This window comes from Minwuia sp. (assembly GCF_048007105.1).
Lineage (GTDB): Bacteria > Pseudomonadota > Alphaproteobacteria > Minwuiales > Minwuiaceae > Minwuia.
The window spans coordinates 3732509-3746886 of the sequence record NZ_CP180352.1 but is presented as its reverse complement, the minus strand read 5'-3'; the positions used below and the strand labels follow the sequence as shown (position 1 = coordinate 3746886).

At 64.3% G+C, this 14378-nt stretch carries 12 protein-coding genes; 4 read left to right on the top strand and 8 right to left on the bottom strand.

The features are described from left to right. The first annotated feature begins 32 nt into the window (after positions 1-32). The gene (locus ACMVY4_RS18170; protein ID WP_416897388.1) at positions 33-791 is read left to right on the top strand and encodes a response regulator; all 759 of its coding nucleotides are present in this window, start codon (positions 33-35) and stop codon (positions 789-791) included. Positions 792-887: 96 nt separating this feature from the next. Continuing rightward, on the top strand, positions 888-2549 hold the full coding sequence (locus tag ACMVY4_RS18165; protein WP_416897387.1) for an AMP-binding protein: 1662 nt from the start codon (positions 888-890) through the stop codon (positions 2547-2549). 4 nt (positions 2550-2553) lie between these two features. Here the strand turns inward: ACMVY4_RS18165 and ACMVY4_RS18160 are convergent, their stop codons facing one another. Then, a complete protein-coding gene (locus ACMVY4_RS18160; RefSeq protein WP_416897386.1) occupies positions 2554-3756 on the bottom strand; it encodes a CaiB/BaiF CoA transferase family protein in 1203 nt (400 codons plus the stop codon). Positions 3757-4067: 311 nt separating this feature from the next. Between ACMVY4_RS18160 and katG the strand changes: the two genes are divergently transcribed. Then, the gene (gene katG, locus ACMVY4_RS18155) at positions 4068-6260 is read left to right on the top strand and encodes a catalase/peroxidase HPI (protein WP_416897385.1); all 2193 of its coding nucleotides are present in this window, start codon (positions 4068-4070) and stop codon (positions 6258-6260) included. Positions 6261-6363: 103 nt separating this feature from the next. Here the strand turns inward: katG and ACMVY4_RS18150 are convergent, their stop codons facing one another. The 7 genes from ACMVY4_RS18150 to ACMVY4_RS18120 all read right to left on the bottom strand — a co-directional run bounded on the left by ACMVY4_RS18150 (position 6364) and on the right by ACMVY4_RS18120 (position 13275). After that, the gene (locus ACMVY4_RS18150; protein ID WP_416897384.1) at positions 6364-6744 is read right to left on the bottom strand and encodes a response regulator; all 381 of its coding nucleotides are present in this window, start codon (positions 6742-6744) and stop codon (positions 6364-6366) included. Continuing rightward, entirely contained in the window at positions 6737-8638 is a 1902-nt protein-coding gene (locus ACMVY4_RS18145) for an ATP-binding protein (RefSeq protein WP_416897383.1), read from the bottom strand. Before ACMVY4_RS18145 ends, ACMVY4_RS18150 begins: the two co-directional genes overlap by 8 nt. A 49-nt stretch (positions 8639-8687) precedes the next feature. Further along, positions 8688-9104, bottom strand: coding sequence for a response regulator (locus ACMVY4_RS18140; RefSeq protein WP_416897382.1), 417 nt, complete (start codon positions 9102-9104; stop codon positions 8688-8690). Positions 9105-9151: 47 nt separating this feature from the next. Further along, the gene (locus ACMVY4_RS18135; protein ID WP_416897381.1) at positions 9152-10537 is read right to left on the bottom strand and encodes an aminotransferase class I/II-fold pyridoxal phosphate-dependent enzyme; all 1386 of its coding nucleotides are present in this window, start codon (positions 10535-10537) and stop codon (positions 9152-9154) included. A 543-nt stretch (positions 10538-11080) separates the two neighbouring features. Next, positions 11081-11866, bottom strand: coding sequence for a transporter substrate-binding domain-containing protein (locus ACMVY4_RS18130; RefSeq protein ID WP_416897380.1), 786 nt, complete (start codon positions 11864-11866; stop codon positions 11081-11083). A 24-nt stretch (positions 11867-11890) separates the two neighbouring features. Beyond that, entirely contained in the window at positions 11891-12598 is a 708-nt protein-coding gene (locus ACMVY4_RS18125) for an amino acid ABC transporter permease (protein ID WP_416897379.1), read from the bottom strand. Continuing rightward, the gene (locus ACMVY4_RS18120) at positions 12595-13275 is read right to left on the bottom strand and encodes an amino acid ABC transporter permease (protein WP_416897378.1); all 681 of its coding nucleotides are present in this window, start codon (positions 13273-13275) and stop codon (positions 12595-12597) included. The genes ACMVY4_RS18125 and ACMVY4_RS18120 overlap by 4 nt, the downstream gene beginning before the upstream one ends. 182 nt (positions 13276-13457) lie before the next feature. On the opposite strand from ACMVY4_RS18120, the gene ACMVY4_RS18115 reads away from it, so the two are divergent. After that, positions 13458-14354 (top strand): MurR/RpiR family transcriptional regulator, encoded by an 897-nt coding sequence (locus ACMVY4_RS18115; protein WP_416897377.1) that lies wholly within the window; start codon positions 13458-13460, stop codon positions 14352-14354. Positions 14355-14378: the final 24 nt, after the last annotated feature.

Genomic DNA, 14378 nt, shown 5'->3' with positions numbered 1-14378 from the left:
CCTGACCCGAGTATCCGAGTAGAATGTCACCATTGCAGATCACGGCTCTCCGGCAGTTCGCCCGCGCGGCTTCCGGCGATCAAATGGGCGGCGACGAGCTGGCCCGCCTCATCATGGCGCACAAGAGCATGGCGGAGGGTGAGGACACTGTCACCGCCTCCCAGATCGCGTCCTTTCTCAGACTCTGGCGCGCAGAAGCCGAGCGTTCCCATGCCGACGCCCGGGCTTTCACCGACGACGCGTTGTGGCGGAGCATGCCGGCCCCGCCCGCCGTACCTCGGTTGCTGCTTCTGCTCACCGATGTGCTGGGTATTCCCCTCAGCGAGGCTGCTGGCATCGTGGGACTTGAGGCCGACGAGGCGGCGGACCTGTTGAAGTCGCAGCGGGAGGCGCTGAAGCCCGAACCCGGCAGCCGGGCGATCATCGTCGAGGACGAACCGATCATCCGTGACGATCTTGAAAGCGTGCTGAGACAGGTGAACGTGGAATCCGTCGGCTGGGCCGAGAGCGTGTCCGACGCCATCGACCTCTGCGTCGACAGGCAGCCCGACCTGATCATCGCCGACTACAATCTCGGCGACGAAAACTTTGACGGAGAGGCGCTCAGACGGCTGCGCCGAGTGACCGATGCGCCCGTGATCTTCGTCACCGGCTTCCCCGAGGAAGTGCTGACGGGCGAGTCGTTCGAGCCGGATTTCGTCATTGCCAAACCCTACCGTGCGGAGGCGATCACCGCCGCCGTCGCGCATTCGCTGGCGACGTCCCCCAGCATCCGCAACGAGGAACTCTGAGGTCATAGACCGCGGAGGGCGTCATGCGCCCGGCCGTGGTTTACGTGCGATCTACCGGCGGGTAGGTTTCGGCAACCAGCAACAGGGGAGATTGCCGTGACCGGACCGCAGATCCAGGCCGAAGCCGCGCCGGAGGCGCCCGAAGCTTCCGATCCCAGAATCCCGCCGCGCGACCGCGTCGTTGTCCGTGACCTGATCGACCGCTGGGACCGCGAATGTCCGGACAAGGTCTTCGCGGTCTTCGACGACGGCACGACCTGGACCTACGCCGACTTGCGGCGGCTGGTGCTGCAGACGGCGCTGGGTCTGCAACAGCTTGGCGTCGAACAGGGCGAGCATGTCGTCGTGTGGCTGCCCAACTCGGCCGAGAACATCCGTATCTTCCTGGCGCTGAACTATCTCGGCGCGGTCTATGTCGCGATCAACACCAGCTACCGCGGCAGCCTGCTGGCCCATGTGCTGAACATCTCCGACGCCCGCCGCATCATCGCCCATGCTGATCTCGCGCCGCGGCTCGCCGACGTCGATACGGCCGCAGTGAAGACCATGGTCTCGGTTGGCGGCAAGGCCGATGTGGCCGGTCTCGACTGCCATGTCTACGAGGATGTGCTGTTGCCGGAGGCGGGGACCATCGCCGCGACCCCGCGCCGGATCGAGCCCTGGGATCCGCACCAGATCATCTTCACCTCGGGCACGACCGGACCGTCGAAGGCGGTGCTGTGCTCCTATCTGCATCTGTTCTCCAACGCCGGACCCGAGACCTGGCCCTGCATCACCGGCGAGGACCGCTTCCTGGTCAACCTGCCGCTGTTCCACATCGGCGGTTCGGGCATCACCTACAACATGCTGGTCCGTGGCGGCTCGATCACGCTGGTCGAACGGTTCGATACCGCGACGTTCTGGGATGTCATCCGCCGAACGGAGACCACGGCGACCTTCCTGCTGGGCGTCATGGCCCAGTTTATCGAGAAGGTGCCGCCGAAGCCGGACGATGCTGACAGCCCGATGAAGACCATGTTCATGGTGCCGCTGGCTGGTGACATCGAGGCCTTCGCCAAGCGTTTCGGGGTGGAGGTCTACACGATCTTCAACATGACCGAGGTCTCGACACCGATCTTCTCCGAGCCGAACCCGACCGTGCGCGGCACCTGCGGCAAGGTCCGCGACGGCGTCCAGGTCCGCCTGGTCGACGAGAACGATTGCGAGGTTCCGGTGGGCGAGATCGGCGAGATGATGGTCCGCACCGACCGGCCCTGGGCGATGAATTCCGGCTATCACAACAATCCGGAAGCAACCGCGAAGGCCTGGCGCAACGGCTGGTTCCATACCGGCGACGCCTTCCGCATGGACGCCGAGGGCAATTTCTACTTCGTCGACCGGATGAAGGACGCCATCCGCCGCCGAGGCGAAAACATCTCGTCCTTCGAGGTCGAGTCCGATGTCGGCGCACATCCATCCGTCCGCGAAGTGGCTGCCATCGCCGTGCCGAACGAGATGAGCGAGGACGAGGTCATGGTCGTCGTCGCGCCGGTCGAGGGGAAGACCATCGACCCGGTCGAACTGATCGAGTTCCTGACCCCGCGCATGGCGCACTTCATGGTGCCGCGCTACGTCCGGATCGTCGACGAACTGCCCAAGACGCCGACCGCGAAGGTGCAGAAGGTTGAGCTTCGTTCCGAGGGTGTCACGGCCGATACCTGGGACCGCGAGGCCGCTGGCATCCGCCTGAAGGGACAGCGGTTCTCGAAAGCTTCCTGAACGCCTACTCCGCGGCGGCGGCGAGTCCCGGGTAACGCACGGCGCCGCCCGACTTCATGGCGGCGATCTCGGCTTCGGAATAACCCCACTCGGCGAGGATCTCGTCCGAGTGCTCCCCGATCGAGGGCGAGTGGGTCAGGGGGCCTTCGCCGTCGATGCGCGGCTGTCCGGGGATGTGGGGCATGGGCACCATTCCGGTCTTGTCGTGCTCCAGATAGGCGATGGCGTCGATGGCCTTGGTGTGTTCGTGGCCCATCATGTCGCCATAGGTCTGGACCGGCGCATTCATCAGGCCGGCTTCGGTCATGTCCTTCGCCCATTCGGCGGTCGAGCGGGTGGCGAAGACCTCGCGGATCATCGGCATCAGGATGTGCTCGTTCTCCAGCCGCTTGTTTCGGTCGGAGAAGCGCGGGTCATCCTTCCACTCCGGCTTGCCCATCACATCGCAGAGCGTGCTGTAGTGGGCTTCGCGCATGGCGGTGATGTTGATGAAGCCGTCCGTGGTCTCCATCGTGCCAACGGGCACGTAGAGCGGCTGACTCGGGCCCTTCTCCAGATAGAATTCCATCATCTTGGCCGACTGGAAGGCGGCGGCGCACTGCATCAGGTTGTTGTCGATGTAGCAGCCGGTGCCATAGCGGAACTTCCGCATCAGCGCGGTGGAAAGGGACTGGAAGCCGTAGAGCCCGGTGATCACGTCGATGGGGATCATGTTGAGGCGCTGCGGCAGGCCGTCCTTGTCCTTGTTCACCGTCATCAGGCCCGAATAGGCCTGAATGACCGCATCGGTCACCGGACGGTTGGAATAGGGGCCGGACTGACCGAAGCCGGTGACCGACAGGTAGATGACGTCCGGGTTGAACGCCTTCACCTGATCGTAGGAGAGACCGAACTTTGCCATGACGCCGGGGCGGAAGGCCTCGACGATGACGTCGGCCTTCTCGGCGATGCGGCGGGCGGCGGCCTGCGCGTCCGGGTTCTTCATGTCCATGGCGAGGGAGCGCTTGCCGCGGTTGAAGGCGATGGAATGCGCGCACTGGTCGTCATAGGTCGCGCCCAGGGTGCGCCCCCAGTCGCCCTCCGGCGGCTCGATCTTCAGGACGTTGGCGCCGTGCTGGGCCAGCAGCATTGTGGCGTGCGGACCGGCGATGCCCTGGGTGAAGTCGAGTACGTTGATCCCTTCGAAGGCGCGGGGCTCGGTGGTCATCCGGGTTTCCTCTCCTCGTCATGTTGTTCCCGCCGACATGCCGTTGCCGCGGACGGTCCGGTCTTCGTCGCGGCGGGAAGGGACGTTCTAGCGAAACAGGCGGCGGCGTCCAGCGCGAACCTGCCATCGCGGGGGCACGGTGCCGCAGCGGCTGTCTGCACCGGATGCAACGCTTGAAGATCGCCCGCGTCCGGCCATGTCTCCGGAAGTGCTGTTGCGGGCGGTTGTGGCTTGCCAAACCGCATCGCCCCACCTAAATTAGAATTATTCTAAATCACTGGCGAAATGCCAGTACGCGATGGGAGAGACGAATGGATGCCAAGGTTGAGGGCGGCTGCCCGGTGATGCACGCCCACACGATGATGGGCTCGATGTCGAACCGGGACTGGTGGCCGAACAAGCTGAACCTGAAGATCCTGCACCAGAACCCGCCGATGGCGGATCCGAACGGTGACAGCTTCGACTACGTGAAGGCGTTCAACAGCCTCGACCTGAAGGCGGTCAAGGACGATCTCTACGCCCTGATGACGGACTCGCAGGACTGGTGGCCGGCGGACTACGGCCACTATGGCGGCCTGTTCATCCGCATGGCCTGGCACAGCGCCGGCACCTATCGTATCGGCGACGGTCGCGGCGGCGCCGCCTCCGGATCGCAGCGTTTCGCGCCGCTGAACAGCTGGCCCGACAACGGCAACCTCGACAAGGCGCGGCGTCTGCTCTGGCCGATCAAGAAGAAGTACGGCAATCGCCTGTCCTGGGCCGATCTCATGATCCTGGCTGGCAACTGCGCGCTGGAATCCATGGGTTTCAAGACCTTCGGCTTCGCCGGCGGGCGCGAGGACGTCTATTCGCCGGAAGAGGACATCTACTGGGGCGAGGAGACCGAGTGGCTGGGCGACAAGCGCTACTCCGGCGACCGGGAACTGGAAGATCCGCTCGCGGCCGTGCAGATGGGCCTGATCTACGTCAATCCCGAGGGGCCGAACGGCGAGCCTGATCCGGTCAAGTCCGGGCAGGACATCCGAGAGACCTTCGCCCGCATGGCGATGGATGACGAGGAGACCGTTGCGCTGACCGCGGGCGGCCACACATTCGGCAAGTGCCACGGCGCGGGCGATGCCGCGCTGGTCGGCGCAGAGCCCGAAGGTGAGGGCATCGAGGCCATGGGTTTCGGCTGGCTGAGCAGCCATGGCAGCGGCAAGGGCGGCGACGCCATCACCAGCGGCCTCGAGGGCGCATGGACGCCGAACCCGACCCAGTGGGACATGGGCTATTTCGACATGCTGTTCGGCTACGAGTGGGAGCTGACCAAGAGCCCCGCCGGCGCCTGGCAGTGGGTGCCGAAGGATGTGGCCGAGAAAGACATGGCGCCTGCGGCGGACGATCCGTCGAAGCGGGTCACGACCATCATGTCGACCGCCGACATGGCGATGCGGATGGATCCGGTCTATGAGCCGATCGCGCGCCGCTTCCACGCCAACCCGGACGAATTCGCGGACGCCTTCGCACGGGCCTGGTTCAAGCTGACCCACCGCGACATGGGGCCGAAGTCACGCTATCTCGGCCCGGAAGTGCCGGAAGAGGATCTGATCTGGCAGGACCCGGTGCCGGCGGTTGATCACGAACTGATCGATGAGGCGGACATCGCCAAGCTGAAGGCCGACATTCTGGCTTCCGGCATTGCGGTCCGGGAACTGGTCGAGACGGCATGGGCGTCGGCCTCGACGTTCCGCGGGTCCGACAAGCGGGGCGGCGCCAATGGCGCGCGCATCCGCCTTGCGCCGCAGAAGGACTGGGACGTGAACCAGCCGGCGCAGCTGGCGAAGGTTCTGGAGAAGCTGGAAGCGGTGCAGTCCGCCTTCAACGACGCCCGGTCCGGCGGCAAGAAGGTGTCGCTGGCCGACCTGATCGTTCTCGGCGGCTGCGCCGCGGTCGAGAAGGCTGCGAACGACGCCGGCCATGACGTCACCGTGCCCTTCCATCCGGGCCGCACCGATGCGACCCAGGAGCAGACCGACATCGACAGTTTCGAGCCGCTGGAGCCGGAGGCCGACGGGTTCCGGAATTTCCAGAAGGAGACCTCGAAGGATGCGGCCGAACGGCTGCTGGTCGACAAGGCCCAGCTGCTGACCCTGACCACACCGGAAATGGCCGTTCTGGTCGGCGGCATGCGCGCGATCGGCGCCAATGCGGGCGGGACCGCCCATGGCGTCCTGACGGACCGGCCCGGGCAGCTGACCAGCGACTTCTTCGTCAACCTGATGGACATGGGCGTGGCGTGGAAGGCGCAGTCGGAAGCCGAGGACCTCTATGACGGCCGGGACCGCAGGACCGGCGAGGTCCGCTGGACGGGGACCCGGGCGGATCTGGTGTTCGGATCGAACTCCGAGCTCCGCGCCATAGCCGAAGTCTACGGCGCGGACGATGCGGGCGGGAAGTTCGTCACCGACTTCGTGGCCGCCTGGTCGAAGGTCATGGATCTCGACCGCTACGACCTCGCCTGATCCGCTCCGACGGCTCACGTCTGCCGACGAAAAACGCCGCAAGAGGTTCATCCTCTTGCGGCGTTCCGATTCTGATTGAAGCGGCCCGGGCCGCAGCAGATGTCTAGGCGGCGGACGACGACTGCATCAGGCAGTCCTCGATCTTGCCGAGCAGGCGGGGCAGAGCGACGGGCTTGGTATCGAAGTCAGCGCACCCGACCTGGATGCTCTTCTCCCGGTCGCTCTGCAGCGCATGTGCGGTGAGTGCGATGATCGGGATCTGTCTTGTCTCGGGATTCGACTTGATGCGCCGCGTCGCTTCCCAGCCGTCCATCTCGCCCAGCGCGATATCCATCAGGATGACGTCCGGCGCCTCGCGGGAAGCCGCGTCGACCCCGCTCGGGCCGTCGACGGCCGTGCAGACATCGAACCCGATCCGGTTCAGGCGCCGGCTCAGCATGTCCCGGTTCATCTGATTGTCTTCCACCAGAAGTATCTTAGGCATGTGCGGCCCCTCCGGCAGCGTTCAGGAAGTTGATTCCCGGAATTGACCTTGCCGTGTCGCGGACTTCACCGCTGGCGAGGGCGTTCAGGGAAGCCAGCAGCTCCATCCGGTCGAGCGGCTTCATCAGGAAGACGCTGGCGCCGGCGGATTCTGCACCGACACCGTCATCGACGACGCTCTGGACGACCACCGGAATGTCGGAAGTGGCCTCCTCGGCTTTCAGGGCCCGGAGTATGCTGACACCGTTCCCGTCGTGCAAGATGGGATCCAGCACGATCATGTCCGGCTTGACCTCGTTGGCGAGGCGGATGCCTTCTTCGATGCTTGCCGCAGTGTGAACGAAGCAGTCCGCGCCGTGGAGGGTCCGCTCCACCTGCAGCAGGTCGGCAGGGTCCTCGTCGACGACCAGAACCCTGCGGTTCTTCAGGCTCTTGAACTGTGCGGCGGATGCGGCGGCCGTATGTCCGGCGGTGGCGGCCTGCTGGCCTTCCGGTTGCAGCGGCAGCCAGATGGTGAAGCAGGAGCCGACGCCGATCTCGCTGCGGACGGTGATGTACCCGCCCATCAGACGGCAAAGCTTCTGGCTCAGCGACAGACCCAGGCCGGTGCCGCCGAACTTGGCGGTGACTTCCGGCGAGGCCTGGCCGAAGTTGCGGAACAGGTTCGTCAGCTGCTCGCGCTTGATGCCGATGCCGGTGTCTTCGACCTCGATGCAGAGCCACATGCTGTCCGAACGCTTGCGCCGGTGCGCCCGCAGATGGACCTGACCGCTGGCTGTGAACTTGGCGGCGTTGCTCAGCAGGTTCATGAGCGCCTGGCGCAGCTTGGTCGTGTCCGCATTGAGCCGGCCGAGATCGTCATCGCAGTCGATCACGAGCTCACTGAAGTTGCGCGCAACCAGCTGGCGGCAGGTGGCGGCCACGGTCTGGATCAGGGCGCTGACCTCGAACTCCTCGTTGTGCAGCTCCATCTTGCCGGCCTCGATCTTTTCGATGTCGAGGACGCTCGTGACCAGTTCCAGCAGATGATGGCCCGCATCCAGGATGCGGCGAAGGTCGGCAACGCCGGTCTCGTCGCGGCCTTCCAGTTCCGCGTCCTCCAGCAGGATTTCGCTGTAGCCGATGATCGCGTTGAGCGGTGTGCGGAGTTCGTGGCTCATGCGGGCCAGGAATTCGGACTTCGCCGCGTTGGCGCGGACGGCGACGTCCTTTGCCTCGATCAGCTGCTGCATCGTGTGCCGGTGATGCTCGAATTCGCGCTCCAGTTCGGACTGCGAGTCGACGACCGTCGCGTAGTAGACGGCCATCATGGAGACGTAGAGCGCGGCCGAGAGGGTCGAGACCACGCCGATGCCGGCCATCTCCTCGAGCGGCACGTGGACCGGGAAGCCCTCGCCGTAGAGATACCAGGTGTAGAAGCCCAGCAGGTTCAGGCAGATGATGCCGACGACCGAGTATTTGATCTTCCTGTCCGGCCCGAAATAGAAGAAGGCGAGGAGCGGGACGGTCAGATACCAGACCATGAACGGCGAGCTGATGCCGCCGTAGTGGTAGCAGCCCCACAGGATCGCGAAGACCAGGTTCTGCACCGATATCAGGCCGACGACATTGTAGACCTTTTCCGGCGAGAAGTAGCCGCTCAGACCACGAAGGATGAACGGCAGCAGCCAGAAGAGGGAGATCGACAGCGCCAGGATATAGACGTGCGGCGACGGCGACGGGTCGAGGAAATACAGGTAGAACGAGATCGTGTGCCCCAGAAAGGGCCCGAAAGTATGGCTCAGCAGGAACATGCGGACACGCTTCATCGCGTACCGGTCGTTCATCAGCTTCGCCGGTGCGATCCATTCCAGGTAGGAATTGATCAGGTCTTCGATCTTGGCCGCAGCAATCATGTTGCCTCCTGGCAGAAGTCGTCCGAAGCGAGGTGAACCGGTTGTCCCGTCAGGTACCGGTCGCCTGGCACGGTGCCGCCATCCGGTCGCGCGCCACATTGAGCAGATCGCGCAGCCTGGCGACCTCAATGGGCTTTGTCATCTCCGCAAGGACGCTCAGCCCGTGCGCCTCGGCCAGCTTGCCGGCGAGCTGGACCATCCGGTCGGTCTGCCCGCTGATGAAGATGATCTCGCCGGAGAAGCCGCACTTGATCAGCTTGGTCAGCAGTTCCACGCCATCGATTTCGGGCATGCAGAGGTCGAGCGAGACAATGTCCGGCTGCCATTCCTGGACCAGCTGCGGAACCGCGGCGGGATTGCATTCGGCCCGCGCCTCGAAACCGCAGCGGGTCGCAACACGGGCGGCCAGATCCGCGGAGTCCGGATTATCGTCGACTGAGAGAAACCGGTCTGCTGCGGTTGTCATGCGTCTGCTCCATCACTCGTTCTGGCGTTGGCCGGGTGTGGCGGCTGTCAGGCCGCGCGTTCTTCACCCTTGGCAGTCTGCGATTCGGTGGCAGCGGGCTTCGGCTGCGGGCGACCGAGGTTCGAACGCCGATACTCGATCTCCGCCAGGTCGATGGCCTTGCGAAGCGAAGCGGTGAGGTTGTCGATGTCGTCGCGGCTGTGCTTCGCCATCACCTGCAGGCGGATGCGGGATCCGTTGCGCTGAACGGCCGGGTACTCGACCAGGTTCACGATCGCGCCGAGCTTGCCGAGATACTTCATCGCGATGCGGGCCATCGCCTCGGCGCCGATGCGAGCCGGCACGATGGGGCAGGGATCGCCCAGCACTTCGATATGGGCGCGGTTCAGCTGCTCGCGCAGATACAGGATGTTGTCCATCAGCGTGCGGCGCAGTTCGCGGCCTTCCGGGGAGCGGATGATGCCCAGCGTGGTCAGGACGATGGCGGCCTGCACGGGCGACAGCGCGTTGGAGAAGGTCTGCGGCGCGCTGTAGTATTTCAGGTATTCCTTCACCGCCCGCGAATTCGAAGCGATGAAGCCGCCATTGGACGCGAAGCTCTTGGAGAAGCTGCCGACGACCAGATCGACCTTGTCGAGCATCTTCTGCAGCGACAGATGGCCGAGGCCGTCTTCGCCGATGCAGCCCATATCGTGCGCCACGTCGACCAGCAGGGTCGCGTCGTATTCGCGGCAGATCTCGTGCAGTTCGGACAGGTCCGGCGTGTCGGCGTGCATGGAGAACAGGCTCTCGGTCACGACCATGATGCCGTTGGTCTTGTCCTTGGCGCGGATTGCCCGCAGCTTCCGGCGCACGCCGCCGGTGTTCAGATGGCCGTAGAGATGAATGTTGGTGGTCGCGGCGATGGCGCCCTGCTGCATGCAGGAGTGGGCGAGCACGTCCATCACGACATGGTCGTTCGGCCGGACCAGGCCCTGGATCGCCGCATAGCCCGCGGACCAGCCCGTCGGATACAGGGTCACATTCTCCATGCCCATGAAACTTGCCAGCTCACGCTCGAGCTTCAGGGAATAGGGCGTGTTGCCGAGCAGGGCGGCGGAGCCGGCGCTGTGCACGCCGAATTCGTCCATCGCCGCCTTGGCCGCCTCGATCACCGCGGGGTGGCTGGAGAGGCTGAGATAGTCCTGGGAGGCGAAGTTGACGCCGGAGATGGAGCGTCCCGTGTCGTCCAGAGCGGTGCTGCAGGCGCGGGGTGCTTCGTCGGCGGAACGGGAATAGGGCCACAGGTCGTGCTGGCGGCGCAGTTCCTGCCACTGGAAGAAGCCTTCGGTGCGGCCCAGCAGATCGATCCCCTGGGGCTCCTTGTACTCGCGCAGGTTTCCTGTGAGGGCTTCGATGGGCGCTACGGTCGGGGTGTCGGAGGGCGTGCTCAAGGGGGTCTTCCTTCTCGATTTGTCCCGTGGCCGGGCGGCGTGCAGCGCCGTTCGTGATGGCGGGGCGGGCCTCTGGCGGAGAAGGATGGCGGCTGGTCCCTAACAATTGGTTAATTTCGACTAATTTCCCATTTGTTGACCTATCAAGTTTCTCAAAAATCCTGTCTTGTAGCGAATTGATTTCTGTCTTTGCCAAATATTTGAATTATTAACGGCTGTTAAGTATAATATATTCTGCATTGTTAACAAATTTCTTCACGAATATTAAGATTTTTGATTGATTTTTCTTGAATGAAAGCGGGTCGCTGAAGGATAGGATGGTCAGATTGTGGTATATAGGTATTGAAAATGCCCTCTTGGGGCGTATTCGATCCCGGACAGAACCCTCACTTGGTGTGCGGCCAGGAATTCGCGGCGATGGCAGAATCGCTGTGGGCGGCGGTCAGGATTCAGAAAAGAAATCCGGGCGCGTTGGCCCGGATTCCAGTCTGTCGAGAGGCCGGGCCAGGTTGATGCCGGGCCGGCGTCCGTCATGTCTTGACCCTACAGCGCGGGCAGCGGCGGCAGCTTCTGGCCGAACCACTTCTCGGAAAGCGCGTTCAGTTCGCCGCCGAGCGTCTTGTGAAGGATGAAGACGTTGACCCACTGCAGCAGGTCGAAGCTGCCCTTCTTCACGCCGATGAAGCAGGGCGATTCCTTGATGATGAACTTGGTCTCGATGGCCTTGTCCGGGTTCTTCTTCGTGAAGTCCGCCGCGACCGTGTTGCCCGTGACCAGTACGTCCACCTGGCCGGACGCGTAGGCTGCGAGCGTCGCCGCGTTGTCGCCGAAGCGGATGATCTCGGCCGATTCCGGGGCCACCTTGGTCAGTTCGAGATCCTCCAGCGTGCCACCGGTCAGCCCGACCTTCTTGCCGGCCAGATCGGCGGGCGAGGAGATCGCCATGTCGGTGGTCGCGAAGGCGCCGGAGAAGAAGGGCGCATAGGCGCTCGAGAACCAGATCGACTTGGCCCGGCCCGGATTGGCGCCCATAGAGGAAATCACCAGATCCACGCGATCGGTTTCCAGATAGGGGATACGTTGCTTCGACGCGACCGGCACGATCTCCAGTTCGACGCCCAGATCGGCAGCGATCAGCTTGGCGACATCGACGTCGTAGCCCTCGTGCTCGCCACTGGCGCCCAGCGCACCGAAGGGCGGGAAGTTCTCGGGCACTGCGATCTTGATGGTGCCGCTGGAGAGCACGTCGGACAGATCGGCCGCCGCCGGCGAGACCGTCCCGGCCGCCGCGAGCGCGGCAAAGGCGAGATTGCGTACGAGTTTGAGCATGGGGTTATCCTTTCTCCCTGTGTGTCAGGCTGCTGCCGCCTGAGGGGCCTTGCGGAAGGTCCCCAGACGGTTTTCGAGGTAGAGGGCGAGTCGCGAGAGCGGGAAGCAGAGCGCGAAGTAGATCAGCGCCATCAGCGGGAAGACGATGAAGGGCTCGGTGCCGTCGACCGGGGCGTTGGCCCAGCGGCGGCCGATGTTCATCAGGTCCTGGAAGCCGATGATGTAGGCCAGCGACGTCCCCTTGATGATCTGCACGCTGAAGCCGACGGTGGGCGCCAGCGCGACGCGCAGAGCCTGCGGCAGGACGATCGCGCGCAGGATGGGGAAGAAGCGCATGCCCAGCGCCCGTCCGCCTTCCCACTGGCCGCCCGGAATGGACTGGATGGCGCCGCGCCAGACTTCGGCGAGGTAGGCGCTGGCGTAAATCGTCAGCGAGGCCATTGCCGAAATCCAGGGATCGACGTCCTGCCCCATCAGGCGGGGGATGCCGAGGCCGGAGAGAAACAGCAGCATCAGCAGCGGCACGGACTGGAAACACCAGATATAGCCCGAGGCGAAGCGGCTCAGACGCTTGTAGCCGGATATCCGCGCCAGCGTGATCAGGCTGCCGATCAGGCCGCCACCCGCGAAGGCGATAGCGGACAGGTAGATCGTGAACTGCGTCGCATAGAAGAGCTGGAAGAGCATGATGCCCATCGGCTTCCCGAACAGGGTGACCAGCAGATCGCTCATTGCCGGACCTTCCAGGCGAAGAAGTGACGGTCGATCGCCAGCATGCAGGCCTTGAAGCTGAGGGCGATGGCGACATAGAGGACCGTCAGCGTGATGAAGACCTCGAAGGACCGGAACGTGCGGCTGTCGATAAAGACGCCGGCATGGGTCAGGTCCTCGACGCCGATCTCGGAGATGACGCCGGTTGTCAGGAACAGGAAGATGAACTGGCTGGTGAGCGACGGGTAGACGTTCGCGATCACCTGGGGCACCACGATCTTCACGAACCGGACCTTTCGCCCGAGACCGAGCGCCTCGGCGGCCTCGATCTGGCCCTTTGGAATAGACAGCAGGCCGGAGCGCAGGATCTCGGCGAAGTAGGCGGAAAAGTTGAGCGCGAGGCCGAGCATGGCGTGCGCCCAGAACGGCCAGGCGTAGCCGAACAGCAGCGGCAGGCCGAAGGCGACGAAGAAGAGCTGGACGATCAGCGGCGTGTTGCGGATGAACTCGACATAGCAGGCGGACAGTTGCGCCAGCACCGGCACCCGTGCATTGCGGGCGACGGCGAGGCCCATGGCGACCACGAATCCCACAATCGCCGCGGTGACGGTCAGCGAGATGCTGAGCCAGATTCCCTCCGCCAGCCGCCACATGAAATCGGCGTTTCGATAGATTTCGAAAAAACGCAGCTCAAGCAAGGTCCGGAGCTCCTGTCGCGCCGTTCACGGGGTATCGCTGGATGCCCCGTGTCTGAAACCGGTGTTTCACTTGGCGAGTAGACACTGAAAAAATCGTCTCAACAAGGCAATTTTTAAAAACTTGTGTTTCAGTTGGCGCACGCCTAGCCTTGACCGGCAACCGAGGAGTCATAGAGCGCGCCATGGCGAAGAAGCCGTCCCCGGCGGCCGGGTCCGGAGACGGTCCGGCGGCCCGGGGCCACACCTCCCTGGAGAAGGCGATCCGCGACCAGTACGCCTCGCTTCCCGAGAGCGAACGCCGCATCGCCGACCAGATTCTGGAGTTCCCGGGGGAGGTCGCCGCGTATTCCGCCACCGAGCTGGCGGCGCTCTCGAACGGGTCCAAGGCCGCCGTCACGCGCCTGATCCAGCGCCTCGGTTTCGCCAGCTACGAGGATGCCCGCCGGGCCGCCCGCGACGCGCAGACCTGGGGTTCACCGGTCTATCTCATGTTCAAGGAGCCGGTCGGGCAGGGCTTCAGCGCCCGGATCCAGTCGCACGTCGAACAGGACGCGCGGAACATCGCGCTGACCATGCAGTCGCTGAACCCCGACACCGTGCGGGCCATCGTCGATGCCATATGCAACGCGCGGCGGGTCTTCTGCATCGGCTGGCGCAACAGCCATTTCCTGGCGGGCTACTTTCAGTGGCAGATCGTTCAGGTGCGCGGCGACGTGCGCCTGCTGCCCACGCCGGGCGCGACCCTGGCCGAGGAGGTCGCCGCCATGACGAAGGACGATGTGCTCGTCAGTGTCGGCATGCGCCGGCGCGTGCCGCAGACGGAAATGGTGATGAACGAGGCGCGCGCGCTGGGTACGCGCGTTCTCTACGTCACCGACATGGCGGCGCCGCCGGTGGAAAGCGCCACGTGGACCATTCCCTGTGCGGTCAGGGGCACGGATCCATTCGACCGTTATGGCTCTGCCCTGTCCCTGCTGCATTTTCTCAGCGTCGCCGTGGTCGAGAAACTGGCCGAGCGGGGACGGGAACATCTCCAGTCGATCGAGCGCGTTCACGACGCCCTCGACGAGTTGAGCTAGGCCGTCGCGCCTGGCGTCCTGCCT